The organism is Bradyrhizobium sp. USDA 4474 (assembly GCF_054057515.1).
This window is the reverse complement of sequence record NZ_JBSRZJ010000002.1, coordinates 495406-512739: the sequence shown is the minus strand read 5'-3', so window position 1 is coordinate 512739 and position 17334 is coordinate 495406. Positions and strand designations below refer to the sequence as shown.

At 63.0% G+C, this 17334-nt stretch carries 7 protein-coding genes and 1 pseudogene; 7 read left to right on the top strand and 1 reads right to left on the bottom strand.

All coding sequences use genetic code 11. The features are described 5' to 3' along the window. Window positions 1–23 precede the first annotated feature (23 nt). The 7 genes and pseudogenes from ACVW16_RS04180 (at window position 24) to ACVW16_RS04150 (ending at window position 15836) form a co-directional block, all read left to right on the top strand. Window positions 24–977: a 2-hydroxyacid dehydrogenase gene (locus tag ACVW16_RS04180; protein WP_456735445.1), complete on the top strand. Its 954-nt coding sequence runs from the start codon at window positions 24–26 to the stop codon at window positions 975–977. Between the two features lie 568 nt (window positions 978–1545). Beyond that, window positions 1546–2064, top strand: coding sequence for a 50S ribosomal protein L10 (gene rplJ / locus ACVW16_RS04175; RefSeq protein WP_456704087.1), 519 nt, complete (start codon window positions 1546–1548; stop codon window positions 2062–2064). 54 nt (window positions 2065–2118) lie between these two features. Beyond that, window positions 2119–2496, top strand: a complete 378-nt coding sequence (gene rplL, locus ACVW16_RS04170) for a 50S ribosomal protein L7/L12 (RefSeq protein WP_008136432.1) — start codon at window positions 2119–2121, stop codon at window positions 2494–2496. A 475-nt stretch (window positions 2497–2971) separates the two neighbouring features. Then, window positions 2972–7098, top strand: a pseudogene (gene rpoB, locus ACVW16_RS04165) (DNA-directed RNA polymerase subunit beta). Window positions 7099–7227: 129 nt separating this feature from the next. Further along, window positions 7228–11424 (top strand): DNA-directed RNA polymerase subunit beta', encoded by a 4197-nt coding sequence (rpoC, locus tag ACVW16_RS04160; protein ID WP_456704085.1) that lies wholly within the window; start codon window positions 7228–7230, stop codon window positions 11422–11424. A 191-nt stretch (window positions 11425–11615) separates the two neighbouring features. Further along, the gene (locus tag ACVW16_RS04155; RefSeq protein ID WP_456735444.1) at window positions 11616–13679 is read left to right on the top strand and encodes an FAD-dependent oxidoreductase; all 2064 of its coding nucleotides are present in this window, start codon (window positions 11616–11618) and stop codon (window positions 13677–13679) included. A gap of 135 nt (window positions 13680–13814) precedes the next feature. Beyond that, window positions 13815–15836, top strand: a complete 2022-nt coding sequence (locus ACVW16_RS04150) for an ABC transporter ATP-binding protein (protein WP_456735443.1) — start codon at window positions 13815–13817, stop codon at window positions 15834–15836. On the opposite strand, the gene ACVW16_RS04145 is transcribed toward ACVW16_RS04150, so the two are convergent. Further along, window positions 15752–17002 carry an FAD-dependent oxidoreductase gene (locus ACVW16_RS04145; RefSeq protein WP_456735442.1) on the bottom strand — a complete coding sequence of 417 codons (1251 nt, stop codon included), beginning with the start codon at window positions 17000–17002 and terminating at the stop codon, window positions 15752–15754. The genes ACVW16_RS04150 and ACVW16_RS04145 overlap by 85 nt on opposite strands. Window positions 17003–17334: the final 332 nt, after the last annotated feature.

Below are 17334 nucleotides of genomic sequence, written 5' to 3'. Positions count from 1 at the left end.
GTCACTCACCGGAAACCAGAGCAATGGCCGACAAGGTCCTGATCTACTCGCGCTTTCCCAAGACGATGATGGCGCGGTTCGCCGAGCGCTTCGAGTTGCTCGACACCGCCGGCAAGCCCGCACGGGAGGTGTTTTCGGCGGACGAGCTGGCAGGCATCCGCGCGCTGCTGACCGCGGGCGGCACGCCGCTCGGCGCCGAGGCGATGGACCTGTTTCCAAAACTTGGCGCGATCGTCTGCTATGGCACCGGCTATGACGGCGTCGACCTGAAGGCGGCAGCTGCCCGCAACATCGCCGTCGGCCACAGCCCCGGCGCCAATGCGGCCTCAGTGGCCGACCTCGCGATGATCCTGATGCTGGCGGCGACGCGGCGGATATTGGTCGCGGACCAATATGTTCGCAGCGGCGATTGGGCGGCGTCGAAACAGTCTCCGATGATGCGCCCGCAGGCCGGCATGGCCGGCCGTCGCATCGGTATCTACGGCATGGGCGAGATCGGCCGCAAGATCGCGGCGCGCTGTGCCGCCTTCGAGGCCGAAATCGGCTATTGCAGCCGCAGCAAGTACAACTTGCCCTATCAATATTTTCCCGCCTTGGAGGCGCTGGCCGATTGGTGCAGCGTGCTGATGGTCGCGGTCCGCGCTGGGGCCGAGACCCAGCACGTCGTTAATGCCGACATTCTCAAGCGCCTCGGCGCGGACGGCTATGTCGTCAACATCTCCCGCGGCTCGGTCGTCGACGAGAAGGCGCTGGTTGCTGCACTCACCGACAAGACCATCGCGGGCGCCGGCCTCGACGTCTTCGATAAGGAACCGCACGCGCCCGACGCGTTGACGGTGCTGCCCAATGTGGTGCTCGCCCCTCATATCGGCGGCCATACCCTCGAATCGCACGTCGCCATGCAGGACTGCGTGCTGGCGAACTTGAGCGCGTTCTTCGAGGGCAAGCCGCTGCCTTTTGGGGTCAAACCGGCTTGAATCGGCCCGTTTCAGGCCCTATGGCAACGGATTGGAACTGGTGTGAATTTTGCTCTTGGCAATCCGGCAAAGAGCGGTTAAAGAACCGCTTCCGGACGTGCCGGCCCTGGCTGGCGCGTTCGTGCACGCATTCCGAAAACCCGACACGCAGGAGATCATTCCTTTTCAGGACGTCCGCAAGGATTTGCCCGGAAAGGAAGGAAAATCCATCGGCCGGTGGGATGCGGGCAGAGGTCAGGCGGTTCGCCGGCTGGCCTTGTCCTGTCCAAGACTGCAGGCGCCCGCGGGATATTTCGAGTTCTCAACGGCTTAATCGCATGGCCTGCATAGACGGGTGAAGACCGGATTTCACTTCGCGTCCCACCTCGGGGTGGTCGCGGAAGAAGTTTGGTTCGGACCTCGACACGCCGTGGGCCCATGGGCTCCCGGAGGGCAGGCTTTGAATTGTCGTCTCGCCCGGCGCGTGTCCGATGGGTTTTGGCCCTGAGGTTCAGGTTCTGGGTGGGGCGATGGGTGCAACCCGGCGGTCCCGCTTTTCGCGATGACCGCCAACCGGAAAGAGCTTGCTGTGGAACGAGCGGCAAAAAAGGAAGCGGTCGAACAGCTCAACGGGGTCTTCAAGACCACGAGCGTCGCGATCGTTGCCCAATATTCCGGCCTGACCGTTGCCCAGATGCAGAAGCTGCGCATGCAGATGAAGCAGGCTGGTGCCTCGGTGAAGGTCTCGAAGAACCGTCTCGCCAAAATTGCTCTTGAAGGCACTGACGTCGTTGCCATCGGCCCCATGCTGAAGGGGCCGACCGTGATCGCCACTTCGAACGATCCGGTAGCGGCGCCGAAGGTCGCCGTCGAATTCGCCAAGGCGAACGAAAAGTTCGTCATCATTGGCGGCTCGATGGGAAAGACCGTCCTGAATGTCGACAGCGTGAAGGCGCTTGCCTCGCTGCCGTCGCTTGATGAACTGCGCGGCAAGATCGTCGGCCTGCTTGTGGCCCCGGCGACCAAGCTCGCTCAGCTCGCCAACGCGCCCGCGGGCAAGCTCGCGCGCGTCATCCAGGCTCATGCCTCTAAGGGCGAAGCGGCCTGACGCCCTTCGCAAAACTCAAACCCGAACCAGACTTACACTCAAGGAAACTGAACAATGGCTGACTTGCAGAAGATCGTTGACGACCTCTCGAGCCTCACCGTGCTCGAAGCTGCCGAACTCGCGAAGCTCCTCGAAGAGAAGTGGGGCGTTTCGGCTGCCGCGGCTGTCGCCGTGGCCGGCCCGGCTGGCGGCGGCGCTGCTGCCGCTCCGGCGGAAGAGAAGACCGAGTTCACGGTCGTTCTCGCCTCTGCCGGCGACAAGAAGATCGAGGTCATCAAGGAAGTCCGCGCCATCACCGGCCTGGGCCTGAAGGAAGCAAAGGACCTCGTCGAGGGCGCGCCGAAGCCTGTCAAGGAAGGCGTGAACAAGGACGAGGCCGAGAAGATCAAGGTCCAGCTCGAGAAGGCTGGCGCCAAGGTCGAGCTCAAGTAAGCAACGCTTGCTGGCGAGATCCCGGGCTGCGGTCCGGGATCTTGGTCCTGCCCCCTAAAGGGCTGCGCCAGATGCAAAAGGCGTGCGACGGATGGTCCCGACGCAGGCTGAACACGAAAATGTGTGGGGATTTGAGGGTTAACCTCTCGAATCTTCATTATTGTCGCCCCATATCGGTTCGACAGCACGAAAGCGCGGTGGGCAGGGATACCGGATTTCCCTGTAGGCCGTTGGGAGAGCAGGCTATTTCGGGCTTTTTCAGTCCGTGAAGACGATCGTTGTGACGGGCGGGCGCGCGCTAGCGCCCCGCGCGTCGTTTTGCGTTTTGAAGGTCTGAAGAACAGATTCAGGACATTCCCGCCTGAAACCTGAGTCTCCGGCCCCAAAGCGGGTTCGAAAAATTCAACCCGGGGAGCGGTGGCAGCCGCGTTCCGGACGGTTCGCCCGGAGCGGGCGACGAAAATGAGAGGCCACGATGGCGCAGCAGACATTCACCGGTCGCAAACGCGTTCGCAAGTTCTTCGGACACATCAAGGAAGTCGCCGAGATGCCGAACCTCATCGAGGTTCAGAAGGCGTCCTATGACCAGTTCCTGATGGTCGACGAACCCGCCGGCGGGCGCCTCGACGAGGGCCTGCAGGCCGTGTTCCGTTCCGTGTTCCCGATCTCCGACTTCTCGGGCACCTCGATGCTGGAATTCGTCCGCTACGAGTTCGAGCAGCCGAAGTATGACGTCGACGAGTGCCGCCAGCGCGGCATGACCTTCGCGGCACCCCTCAAGGTGACGCTGCGCCTCATCGTGTTCGATATCGACGAAGAAACCGGGGCGAAGTCGGTCAAGGACATCAAGGAGCAGGACGTCTACATGGGCGATATTCCGCTCATGACGATGAACGGCACCTTCATCGTGAACGGTACCGAGCGCGTCATCGTCTCGCAGATGCACCGTTCGCCTGGCGTGTTCTTCGATCACGACAAGGGCAAGACCCATTCGTCGGGCAAGCTGCTGTTCGCTGCCCGCGTGATCCCGTATCGCGGCTCCTGGCTCGATATCGAGTTCGACGCCAAGGATATCGTCTATGCGCGTATCGACCGTCGCCGCAAAATTCCGGTGACGTCGCTGATGTTCGCCCTCGGCCTCGACGGCGAGGCGATCCTGTCCACGTTCTACAAGAAGATCCTCTACAAGCGGACCAAGGAAGGCTGGCGCGTTCCGTTCGACGCCAACCGTTTCCGCGGCTACTCGACCATCAACGACCTGATCGACGCCGATACCGGCAAGGTCGTGCTCGAGGCCGGCAAGAAGCTCACCGTCCGCGCCGCCCGCCAGCTCCAGGAGAAGGGGCTCAAGGCGCTGCGTCTGTCGGATGAGGAACTCGTCGGCAACTACCTCGCCGAGGACCTCGTCAACCCGAAGACCGGTGAGATCCATGCTGAAGCCGGTGAGGAAATCACCGACAAGTCGATGAAGGCTCTCAACGAGCACGGCTACAAGGAACTGCCGCTGCTCGACATCGACCACGTCAATGTCGGCGCCTACATCCGCAACACGCTCGCGGCCGACAAGAACATGACGCGTGAGGACGCGCTGTTCGACATCTACCGCGTGATGCGTCCGGGCGAGCCGCCGACGCTGGATTCGGCGCAGGCGATGTTCCAGTCGCTGTTCTTCGACGCCGAGCGTTACGACCTCTCCGCGGTCGGCCGCGTCAAGATGAACATGCGCCTCGACCTCGATGCGCCCGACACCCAGCGCACGCTGCGCAAGGAAGACATCCTTTGCGTCATCAAGACGCTGGTGGACCTGCGCGACGGCAAGGGCGAGATCGACGACATCGACCATCTCGGCAACCGCCGTGTGCGCTCGGTCGGCGAGCTCATGGAGAACCAGTACCGTATCGGCCTCCTGCGCATGGAGCGCGCGATCAAGGAGCGCATGTCCTCGGTCGACATCGACACGGTCATGCCGCAGGACCTGATCAACGCGAAGCCGGCGGCCGCCGCCGTCCGCGAGTTCTTCGGCTCCTCGCAGCTCTCGCAGTTCATGGACCAGACCAACCCGCTCAGCGAGATCACCCACAAGCGCCGTCTCTCGGCGCTCGGACCGGGCGGCCTGACCCGCGAGCGCGCCGGCTTCGAGGTGCGCGACGTGCATCCGACGCATTACGGCCGTATCTGCCCGATCGAGACGCCGGAAGGTCCGAACATCGGCCTGATCAACTCGCTCGCCACCTTTGCGCGCGCGTCAACAAGTACGGCTTCGTCGAGACGCCGTATCGCAAGGTCAAGGACGGCCGCGTCACCGACGAGGTCGTGTACCTGTCGGCGATGGAGGAGGGCCGCTATTCGGTCGCTCAGGCCAACGTGCCTGTCGACGCCAAGGGCCGCTTCACCGAAGACCTGGTGGTCTGCCGCGCGAGCGGCACCCGCGACGTCGTGCCGCTGACGCCCGACAAGGTCGACTACATGGACGTGTCGCCGAAGCAGCTCGTTTCGGTCGCCGCGGCCTTGATCCCGTTCCTCGAGAACGACGACGCCAATCGCGCGCTGATGGGCTCGAACATGCAACGCCAGGCGGTGCCGCTGGTTCGCGCCGAGGCGCCGTTCGTCGGCACCGGCATGGAAGGCGTGGTTGCGCGTGACTCGGGCGCCGCGATCGCGGCGCGCCGCTCGGGCGTGATCGACCAGATCGACGCGACCCGCGTCGTCATCCGTGCGACGGAAGATCTCGATCCGACCAAGTCGGGCGTCGATATCTACCGTCTGATGAAGTACCAGCGCTCCAACCAGTCGACCTGCATCAACCAGCGTCCGCTGGTGAAGGTGGGCGACATCGTCAAGAAGGGCGACATCATCGCTGACGGTCCGTCGACCGATCTCGGCGAGCTCGCGCTCGGCCGCAACGTGCTGGTCGCGTTCATGCCGTGGAACGGCTACAACTTCGAAGACTCGATCCTGCTCTCCGAGCGGATCGTGAAGGAAGACGTCTTCACCTCGATCCATATCGAAGAATTCGAGGTGATGGCCCGCGACACCAAGCTCGGACCCGAGGAAATCACCCGCGACATTCCGAACGTTTCGGAAGAAGCGCTGAAGAACCTCGACGAAGCCGGTATCGTCTACATCGGCGCTGAAGTGCGCGCCGGCGACATCCTGGTCGGCAAGATCACGCCGAAGGGCGAGAGCCCGATGACGCCGGAAGAAAAGCTCCTGCGCGCCATCTTCGGCGAAAAGGCCTCCGACGTGCGCGACACCTCGCTGCGCGTTCCCCCGGGCGTGCAGGGCACGATCGTGGAAGTCCGCGTGTTCAACCGCCACGGCGTCGACAAGGACGAGCGTGCGCTGGCGATCGAGCGGGAAGAGATCGAGCGTCTGGCCAAGGACCGCGACGACGAGCAGGCGATCCTGGACCGCAACGTCTACAACCGTCTGGCCGAGCTGCTCGAGGGGCGGCAGGGCATTGCCGGTCCGAAGGGCTTCAAGAAGGACACCAAGATCACCCGTGCGGTGCTCGAGGAATACCCGAAGTCGCAGTGGTGGCTGTTCGCGTCTCCGAACGACAAGCTGATGGCCGAGATCGAGGCCATGCGGAAGCAGTACGACGAGTCGAAGAAGGGGCTTGAACAGCGCTTCCTCGACAAGGTCGAGAAGCTTCAGCGCGGCGACGAATTGCCGCCCGGCGTGATGAAGATGGTCAAGGTCTTCGTTGCGGTGAAGCGCAAGATCCAGCCCGGCGACAAGATGGCCGGCCGCCACGGCAACAAGGGCGTGGTGTCGAAGATCGTGCCGATCGAGGACATGCCGTTCCTCGAAGACGGTACGCATGCCGACATCGTGCTCAACCCGCTCGGCGTGCCCTCGCGCATGAACGTCGGACAGATCCTCGAGACGCATCTCGGCTGGGCTTGCGCCGGTCTGGGCAAGCGCATCGGCCAGACCGTCGATGCCTATCTGTCGAAGCAGGACATCAAGCCGCTGAAGGAAACCTTGAAGAAGGTCTATGGCGAGGACGAGACGATCAAGACGCTCAACGACAACGAGCTGCTTGAACTCGGTCACAATCTGAGCCGCGGCGTACCGATCGCGACGCCGGTGTTCGACGGTGCCAAGGAAAGCGACATCGAGGAGATGCTGAAGCTTGCCGGTCTGGATGCTTCGGGTCAGTCGACCGTCTATGACGGCCGCACCGGCGACGCCTTCGATCGCAAGGTGACGGTCGGCTACATCTACATGCTCAAGCTGCACCATCTCGTGGACGACAAGATCCACGCGCGTTCGATCGGTCCGTACTCGCTCGTGACCCAGCAACCGCTGGGTGGCAAGGCGCAGTTCGGCGGCCAGCGCTTCGGCGAAATGGAGGTGTGGGCGCTCGAAGCTTACGGCGCGGCCTACACGCTGCAGGAAATGCTGACCGTGAAGTCGGACGACGTGGCCGGCCGTACCAAGGTGTACGAGGCGATCGTGCGTGGCGACGACACCTTCGAGGCCGGTATTCCGGAATCGTTCAACGTGCTGGTCAAGGAAATGCGCTCGCTCGGCCTCAACGTCGACCTGCACAATTCCAAGATGGGACCGGCGCCGACGTCGGAAGCAGCCGAGTAATACGACGTTTCATGCCCGGCCTGCACGGCCGGGCATTGGCGCCCCTCCCGATGCCTTGAGGGCAGGGCGCCCCGCTCGAGTGATTTTCGAATTTGCGGCCGGAGGCGACCGGTACGCGAGGAGAAGACGATGAACCAAGAAATTATGAATCTCTTTAACCCGACGACGCCGGCGCAGGTCTTCGACCAGATCCGGATCTCGATCGCGTCTCCAGAGAAGATTCTGTCCTGGTCCTACGGCGAGATCAAGAAGCCGGAGACCATCAACTACCGTACCTTCAAGCCCGAGCGCGACGGCCTGTTCTGCGCCCGCATCTTCGGGCCGATCAAGGACTACGAGTGCTTGTGCGGCAAGTACAAGCGCATGAAGTACAAGGGCATCATCTGCGAGAAGTGCTCGGTCGAGGTCACGCTGTCGCGCGTCCGGCGCGAGCGCATGGGCCATATCGAGCTCGCGGCCCCGGTCGCCCACATCTGGTTCTTGAAGTCGCTGCCTTCGCGCATCGGCTTGCTGCTGGACATGACGCTGAAGGATCTCGAACGGATCCTCTACTTCGAATATTACGTCGTTCTCGAGCCGGGCCTGACCGCGCTGAAGGACCGTCAGCTGCTGTCGGAAGACGAATATCTGAAGGCGCAGGACGAGTACGGCCAGGATTCCTTCACCGCGATGATCGGCGCCGAGGCGATCCGCGAGCTGCTCAAGGGCATGGACCTCGAGAAGCTCGAGCTGACCTTGCGTGCGGAAATGCAGGAGACCGACTCCGACATCAAGCACAAGAAGCTCGCCAAGCGCCTGAAGATCGTGGAAGCGTTCCGCCACTCCGGCAACAAGCCGGAATGGATGATCCTGACCGTCGTTCCCGTGATCCCGCCGGACCTGCGTCCGCTGGTGCCGCTGGACGGCGGCCGCTTCGCGACCTCGGACCTCAACGACCTCTATCGCCGCGTCATCAACCGCAACAACCGCTTGAAGCGGCTGATGGAGCTGCGTGCGCCTGACATCATCATCCGCAACGAGAAGCGCATGCTTCAGGAAGCGGTCGATGCGCTGTTCGACAACGGCCGTCGCGGCCGCGTCATCACGGGTGCCAACAAGCGCCCGCTGAAGTCGCTCGCCGACATGTTGAAGGGCAAGCAGGGCCGTTTCCGCCAGAACCTGCTCGGCAAGCGCGTCGACTATTCGGGCCGTTCGGTGATCGTGGTCGGTCCCGAGCTGCGCCTGCATCAGTGCGGTCTGCCGAAGAAGATGGCGCTCGAGCTGTTCAAGCCGTTCATCTATTCGCGGCTTGACGCCAAGGGCCTGTCCACCACCGTCAAGCAGGCCAAGAAGCTGGTCGAGAAGGAGCGGCCCGAGGTCTGGGACATCCTTGACGAGGTGATCCGCGAGCATCCCGTGCTGCTCAACCGCGCGCCGACGCTGCATCGTCTGGGCATCCAGGCGTTCGAGCCGGTGCTGATCGAGGGCAAGGCGATCCAGCTTCACCCGCTGGTCTGCTCGGCGTTCAACGCCGACTTCGATGGTGACCAGATGGCCGTGCACGTCCCGCTGTCGCTCGAAGCGCAGCTGGAAGCGCGCGTGCTGATGATGTCGACCAACAACATCCTGCATCCCGCGAACGGTCAGCCGATCATCGTGCCGTCGCAGGACATCGTCCTGGGTCTCTACTACGTCTCGATCATGCGCGAAGGCCTGCCCGGCGAGGGCAAGCTGTTCGGCGAGATGGCCGAGCTCGAGCACGCCCTGCATGCGAAGGTCATCCACCTCCACACCAAGATCAAGTATCGCTGGGAAGGCATGGACGAGACCGGCAAGGTCTCCAAGCGCTGGATCGAGACCACCGCCGGCCGCGTCATGCTCGGCAATTTGCTGCCGCGCAACCCGCGCATCTCGTACGAGATCATCAACAAGCTGATGACCAAGCGCGAGATCTCGGGCGTCATCGATCAGGTCTACCGCCACTGCGGCCAGAAGGAGACCGTGATCTTCTGCGACCGCATCATGGCGCTCGGCTTCTACAACGCGTTCAAGGCCGGCATCTCGTTCGGCAAGGACGACATGGTCGTGCCGAACTCCAAGTGGAAGATCGTCGACACCACGCGTACGCTGGCGAAGGATTTCGAGCAGCAGTACAACGACGGCCTGATCACGCATGGCGAGAAGTACAACAAGGTCGTCGACGCCTGGTCGAAGGCCACGGAAGAAATCGCCAAGGCGATGATGAAGGAGATCTCCTCCACCAAGAAGACGGCGGCCGGCGCCGATGCCGACATCAATTCGATCTACATGATGGCTCATTCCGGCGCCCGCGGTTCGCCGGCCCAGATGCGCCAGCTCGCCGGCATGCGCGGCCTGATGGCCAAGCCGTCGGGTGAGATCATCGAGACGCCGATCATCTCGAACTTCAAGGAGGGCCTCTCGGTTCTCGAGTACTTCAACTCGACCCACGGCGCCCGTAAGGGCCTCGCGGACACCGCGTTGAAGACCGCGAACTCCGGCTACCTGACCCGTCGTCTGGTCGACGTCGCGCAGGATTGCATCATCACGCAGTCCGACTGCGGCACCAAGCTCGGCATCAAGATGCGCGCCATCGTCGATGCCGGCACCGTGGTCGCTTCGCTCGGTTCGCGCATCCTCGGACGTACGGCCTGCGAAGACGTGCGCGACAGCTCGGGCAAGGTGATCATCAAGCGCGACACGCTGATGGAAGAGAGCCATCTGGACGCCATCCAGCAGGGTGGTGTGCAGGAGGTGAAGATCCGCTCGGCACTGACCTGCGAACTCGTCAACGGCATCTGCGGCAAGTGCTACGGCCGCGACCTCGCCCGCGGCACGCCGGTCAACCACGGCGAAGCGGTCGGCGTCATCGCGGCGCAGTCGATCGGCGAGCCGGGCACGCAGCTCACCATGCGTACCTTCCACATCGGCGGCGCGGCGCAGCTCAACGAGCAGTCTTTCGTCGAAGCCAATTTCGACGGCAAGATCGTGATCCGGAACAAGGCCATCGCCCGCAACAGCGAAGGTCATTTGGTCGCGATGGTGCGCAACATGGTGGTGGCGGTGGTCGATGCCGACGGCACCGAGCGTGCGACGCACCGTATTCAGTACGGCTCGCGCCTGCATGTCGACGAAGGCGACATGGTCAAGCGTGGCCAGCGCATCGTCGAGTGGGACCCGTACACCCGTCCGCTCCTCACCGAAGTGGAAGGCACCATCGGGTTCGAGGATCTGGTCGAGGGCCAGTCGATCTCGGAAACGCTGGACGAGGCGACCGGTATCGCCAAGCGCGTCGTCATCGATTGGCGCTCGACCCGCGGCGGCTCGGACCTGCGTCCGGCCATCGTGGTGAAGGGCAAGGACGGCAAGGTGCTCAAGCTCGCCCGTGGCGGCGATGCCCGCTACATGCTGTCGGTCGACGCCATTCTCTCGGTCGACGTCGGAGCCAAGGTCAACCCGGGCGACATCCTCGCCCGTGTCTCGACCGAGAGCGCCAAGACGCGTGACATCACCGGCGGTCTGCCGCGGGTGGCGGAACTGTTCGAGGCACGGCGTCCGAAGGATGCGGCGATCATCGCCGAGATCGCGGGCACCATCCGGTTCGGGCGCGACTACAAGAACAAGCGTCGCATCTCGATCGAGCCGATGGACAAGACCGACGAGGCGCGCGAGTACCTGATCCCGAAGGGCAAGCACATCCACCTTCAGGACGGAGACGTCGTCGAAAAGGGCGACTTCATCGTGGAAGGCAACCCGGCGCCGCACGACATCCTTGCGGTCAAGGGCATCGAGGAGCTCGCGGCCTATCTGGTCAATGAAATCCAGGAGGTCTACCGGCTCCAGGGCGTGCTCATCAACGACAAGCACATCGAGGTGATTGTCCGTCAGATGCTCCAGAAGGTGGAAGTCACCGATCAGGGCGACACGGACATGATCTCCGGCGAGCAGGTCGACAAGATCGAGTTCGACGCGCTGAACATGAAAGCCAAGGAAGAGGGCAAGAAGCCCGCCACGGGAACGCCGGTTCTGCTCGGCATCACCAAGGCGAGCCTGCAGACCCGCTCGTTCTTCTCGGCGGCCTCGTTCCAGGAGACCACCCGCGTCCTCACGGAAGCGGCGGTCAACGGCAAGGTCGATCCGCTCGAAGGCCTCAAGGAGAACGTCATCGTCGGCCGGCTGATCCCGGCGGGCACCGGCGCCTCCATGGCCAAGATCCGCGAAGTCGCCATGAAGCGCGACAAGCTGATTCTCGACGAGCGCGAGAAGCAGGCGGCCGTCGTGTCGCCCGCTCCGGAAGCCGAGCTTCCTGCGCTGCCGCCCGCGGAATAGTGCTTCATCCGTAAGAATACGAGGATAACGAAAAGGCCGGCGAAAGCCGGCCTTTTTGCTGCTTTGTTTGCCTGTTGCGATGCGGGATCAACCTTTGTTCATCTTTCCTTCAGGCGCAAAAGTGCTTCTGCTAAGGGAGCTTAGACCGGTGGTCCCGTGACGGGGGCAGGGCCGGAGACCACGGAACTCACATGCTTGATCTCGCAATCGTAGGCGGCGGCCCCGGCGGGCTGATGAGCGCCTGGTACTTGAAGCGTAAGCTCGGCGACCTCTGTCGCATCACCATCTTCGAGGCCTCCGATCGCCTCGGCGGCAAGATCGTCACGCGCAAATTCGATTCCGCGCCGGCGATGTACGAGGCCGGCGTCGCGGAGATCTACGACTATTCGATGACGGGTCCTGATCCGCTGCGCGAGCTGATCCAGCATTTCGGCCTGCAGACGATTCCGATGGACGCCGAGCAGGTGCAGTTCGGCGGCGAGTTGCTCGACGACGTCGCCGGCATGCGCCGCAAATACGGCGCCAAGACCGCGGATGCGATCGAGCAGTTCCGCAAGCGTTGCGCCGAGCAGATGTCGCCGATCGAATATTACGAAGGCGTCGGCGCGCACGACAACGAGAACCCCTGGGCCTACAAGACCGCCGAGCAGGTGCTCGACGAAGAGGTCGAGGACGAGACCGCAAAGCGCTTCTTCAAGGTGATGGCGCGCTCCGACATCGCGACCGAAAGCCACAACACCAACGGCCTCAACGCGCTCAAGAACTACCTGATGGATGTCGATGGCTATATCGGCCTCTATTCCATCCAGAACGGCAACGAGCAGCTGGTCGAATGCCTGCAGTCGGAGGTCAGCGCCGACATCCAGCTCAATCACCGCGTGCTCACCGTCGGCAAGGCGCCGACCGGCCGCTATCAGCTGAAGATGATGAACGGCAAGGGGCCGGAGACGCGCGACTTCGATCTCGTGCTGATGTGCCTGCCGCACTCCTGGCTCTCGACGATGGGGTGGGAAGGCGAGCAGCTGCGCAAGTCCATGGTCAAGCACGTCTCGTATTTCGATCGCCCCGCGCATTATCTGCGCGTCTCGATCCTGTTCGACGCTCCGTTCTGGGGCGACAAGATTCCAGGCGCCTGGTTCATGTCGGAAGCTTTCGGCGGCTGCTGCGTCTACAATGAGGGCGCGCGTCACGACGTCGGCAGGTACGGCGTCCTGAACTGGCTGATTCCCGGCTCCGATGCGCTGGCGTTCGCAAATCTGTCGGACCAGGAGCTGATCGACGCCGCGCTGAAGTCGCTGCCGGCCTCGCTTGGGGATGCGCGTGCGCATTTCATGGAAGGCAAAATCCACCGTTGGCTGTCGTCGGTGAATGCGATTCCTGGCGGCCTGCCCGTTCGCGATGTCATGTCCAATCATCGACCCGAGCCGAAGGAGCATCCCGGTATCGTGGTGGTAGGCGACTATCTGTTCGATTCCACGCTGAACGGGCTCCTCGACTCCTCGGATGCGGCGACCGACATCATTCTGACCGAGATGATGCGGCTGCGCCGCGCGCGTGCGCAGGAGGATGGCGAGCCGGTTTCCGACAAGATCGACCGCGACTATTTCGAGAATTATCGCGGCCTCGGACCTTACGGCGAGGTGTGGAGGCAGTTCACAGATCCGGATTATCTGTCCAAGCTGATCACCATCGTCTGGGGCAAGGCCAGGGGCGCCAAGCTCCTGGTCGCGGGCTCCGCCAGCGGCGAGCTGGTCGGCGCATTGCGCGAGCGCGGCGTCGACGCCTGGGGCATCGAGAACAACCGTGCCATCCATGCCAAGACGCCGAAGGCGCTGAAGAAGTTCAACAGGCTCGGTTCGATCACCGACCTGCCGTTCAAGGACGGCACGTTCGACTACGTCTTCGAGACCAGCCTATGCCACGTTGCGCCCAGGCAGGTGGTTCGCGCGATCCGCGAGTTGAACCGTGTGGTCAAGACCGGCCTCGTGTTCGGCTCGATCACCTCGGACATGGCTTCGGCCGTGATCGACCGCTACGACCTGCTGCGCGGGGTCAAGAAGCTCGGCACCTGGTGGGAATGGTCGGAGCTGTTCTTCGGCAACGGCTTCGATCTGTCGATGCACCGCAAGGACTGCACCGACGCGCTATGGACTGCGACGCTCGCCGCCAACAAAGGGCCGGGCCAATGGTATGCCGACGCCGACAGCTTGCGTTACTCCTTCTTCGACAAGATCGAGGACGAAGACGAGGACTAACATCACCAGGCGCGGATGAATTCGCCAATTGCTTTGCCGAACTCGTCCTGATCGCATAGAATCGGCGGAGTAGCGGTGGTCCGCTATTTCCTGCTCTCTCTGCGGTCATGCCGGCCGTCAGCATCGGTTGGTTTCATGGCGTCCAGGCCCCTCTCTCCCGACAAACAGAAGCTCGCTGCGCAAGAGGCGGCCGAGCTCGAGGACAAGCTTGCGCCCGGCGCCGCGCCCGAGCTGCAAGACGACGAAGACGAGGATGACGACGAGCTTGAGCTCGATGACGATGATGATGAGGACCTCGTCGTCTTTACCGCCCGCGAAGCTGCCGGCGCGCTCGCGACGATCTTGGGATTCGTCAAGCCCTTCCTGTCCAGCTACAAGCGCATCCTGGGTTATGTGGCGTTCGGCGTCCTGGTTGAGACACTGTTCAACGTCATCATGCCGCTCAGCCTGAAATACCTGATCGACGACGCGCTCGGCGAAGAGGATTTCCAGGCGCTGTACAAGATCCTCGGCGTGCTGGCGGCTGCCGGCATCTCAACCTCGATCGTCGCGGTCTGGTACGAGCGCTGGGATGCGCGGTTGGCGGCTTGCGTCATCACCGACGTCCGCAAGCGCCTGTTCGAGCATGTCCAGGACCTGCCAGCGGCTTATTTCGGCCGCACGAAGCGTGGCGAGATCCTGTCGCGCTTCTCGGTCGATCTCTCGGCCTTCGAAGGTTCGGTCAAGTCCTTCGTCAACAGCGCCGCGCTGCCGTTCTTTGAGTTGATCGCCGGCATCATCCTGATGCTATTCCTGAACTGGCAGCTCGCGGTGGTCGCGCTGCTGGTATTCCCGATCACGTTGATCGGCCCGCGCATCCTGACGCCGAAGGCGGTGCAGGCCAACTACGAGCAGAAGCTGAACGAGAGCGCGCTGCTCGGAATGGTGCAGGAGAACGTGGCGGCGCAGGCCGTGATCAAGGCGTTCAGCCTGCAACGCAAGATGTTCGGCTTCTTCACCTTCCGCAACGATGCGACCCGCGACAGGATTGCGGCAGCGGGGTTCCTGTCCACGATGGTGGAGCGGACGGTCACCATCTCCGTGCTGCTGTTGCACCTCGTCGTGCTCGCGATCGGCGCCTATCTCGCGACCAAGGGCCAGATCACCATCGGCACCTTCGTCACCTTCGAGAGCGCGTTCTGGGAGGTCTCCTACAACATCGCCCACGTGATGCATTTCATCCCGGTGTCGATCTCCTCGGCCGCCGCGATCCGTCACATCCAGGAGCTGCTCGACGAGCCGACGCGCGGGGCGGATCGTCCCGGCGCGCCCGATCTGCCGCGCATCACCCACGACATCACCTTCGAGCATGTTAGCTTCCAGTATGAAGGCGGCCAGACGCCGGTGCTGGACAATCTCAGCCTCAAGCTCGACGCCGGCAAGCGCATCGCCATCGTTGGTCCGTCAGGCTCCGGCAAGAGCACGCTGCTCAATCTGATCCTTCGCCTCTACGTGCCCGATGAGGGGCGCGTCACCATCGACGGTGTCGACGTCCGCAAGGTGACGCTGGATTCGCTGCGCCGGAGCATGGCGGTGGTGTTCCAGGAGAACATGCTGTTCAACATGTCGATCCGCGAGAACATCCGGCTCGGCAAGGAAGGCGCCACCGACGAGGAGGTGGAGGAGGCTGCCAAGAAGGCCGAGATTCACCGCTACATCATGGGCCTGCGGCAGCGCTACGACACCCCGGTCGGCGAACGCGGCGACACGCTGTCGGGCGGCCAGCGCCAGCGCATCGCGATCGCACGCGCGATCATCCGCAATCCCTCCGTGCTGCTGCTCGACGAAGCGACCTCGGCCCTGGACCAGACCACGGAGGCCGCGATCAACCGCACCTTGCTCAAGCTCGCCAAGGGTCGCACCATGATTTGGTCGACACATCGTCTGACCTCGGTGGTCGAGATGGACGAGATCATCGTGATCTCAGGGGGCAGGGCAATCGAGCGCGGCTCGCATGCCGAGCTGCTTGCCAGGAACGGTATCTATCGCAAGCTGTGGAACGACCAGATCCATCAGCCGCACGGCGCGACCGCTCAGGCCGACGATGACAGCGATGATGACGAAGACGCGGATGAGGACGACCTCGACGAGGATGATGAGGACGAGGACGAGGAGTGACCGAGGAAGTTCGGCTCCAGGTGGAACGCGCCTCCAAGCCTGCGCAGTAATCCCTGGGTCGACCACGCCATGAAGCGTGCCCAGCGCTGCGCGGTCCAGTAGGGGCTCGTCGCAATCGAGACCGAGCGGAAGTCGAAGGCTTTCGCGGCCGACCATTCATCACAGGCCCGCTTGACCGGGTCGGCATAGAAGGTGGCAATCTTGTCCGCATTCATCCCGTCGCTGGCGAGCCATTGCGGGATGTGGACGTTGCAGAGCCGCTCGATGTCGGTGAACACCTTGTCGCAGCCGGTGCCGGCGACCGGGCAGGAGGTGGCGAAAGCGTCGCCCGCCAGCACCACGCCCGGCTGACGGCCGGCGTCGTTCGCGTAGAGATCGACCGGACGAACCTTCAACTCGCCGGGAATGTCGAAGGCGCCGGTGATGCGCTTCAGCCGCGGCAGCGCGGCGTTCAATGTCTCGGCCGGAGCGCGACGCAGCTCGCGCAGCCAGGGATCGTCGAAGCCGCGATACACGAACAGATTGGCGCGCATCCGCGTGCCGATCGGAAACAGCGAGATGTAGGGGATGCGGTCGCTCGGCCGCTCCGAGAAATAGGTGAGCGCCGGGAAGTCGAACGCATTCCGCCCGGCCGGCACCACGTCGAAGCCGATCGAGATCGAATGGCAGGGGCTGATGACGTTCCTGATGATGCCGAGCTGGTGGCGCAGGCCGACATTCAGGCCGTTGGCGAGCAACACCAGGCGGGCCGAGATGGTCTCATCATTGGCGAGGGCTACCGTTTGCCGCTCGGCACTGGTCGCGACCGACACCGCCTTGGTCCAGATACGTCCGACCGTGTCGGGAATCTCGTCGCGGATCGCGTTAACAAGCGAATCGTAGAGGATGTTGAACTGTCGGCTCGGCGCCCTGTCGAGCATGTGGCCGAATCGCGCGATCCAGTTCTCGCCCGAGAAGGTCGCGCGACGCAGGACCGAGTCGGCGATTCCCGTTTGGTGGAATCGCTCGACCTGACCGTGACCGCTCAGCTTCTCGACGCGAAAATCGGCCGGATAGGTCTCATGCGGGTCGATCAGAATCGCTGAAATGCCGGCACGCCCGAGCATTGCGGCGGCGGTCGAGCCTGCTAGTCCTCCGCCAATGATGGCAACGTCGGTGTACCGCATGGCGCCTGTCTCTGCCGAAGGCGGCAGATTGACGCATCAAGAGGAAAAAAAGCCTTAGCGGCCGACATAAAACTATATTTTATACGGGTGTTAATCGATGGAAGGTTGGCGGAGCCGGGATATCGTTCCCATATCGGGGAGGCGCGTCAGGGGACGACCGGGCAATTTCCGAAGCTGCCAGAAGCGCTTTGCGACTGTCGTTTCGCCTTGACTTGATCGATTCTCACTTATAGAAAGCGCCTCACTTAACGACAGGCGGTGAGCATTGCCAACGTCGGAACGGGCCACCCGTTGATCCCCAGGGGTCGCTAAGCGGGCACCAACCTCGACGA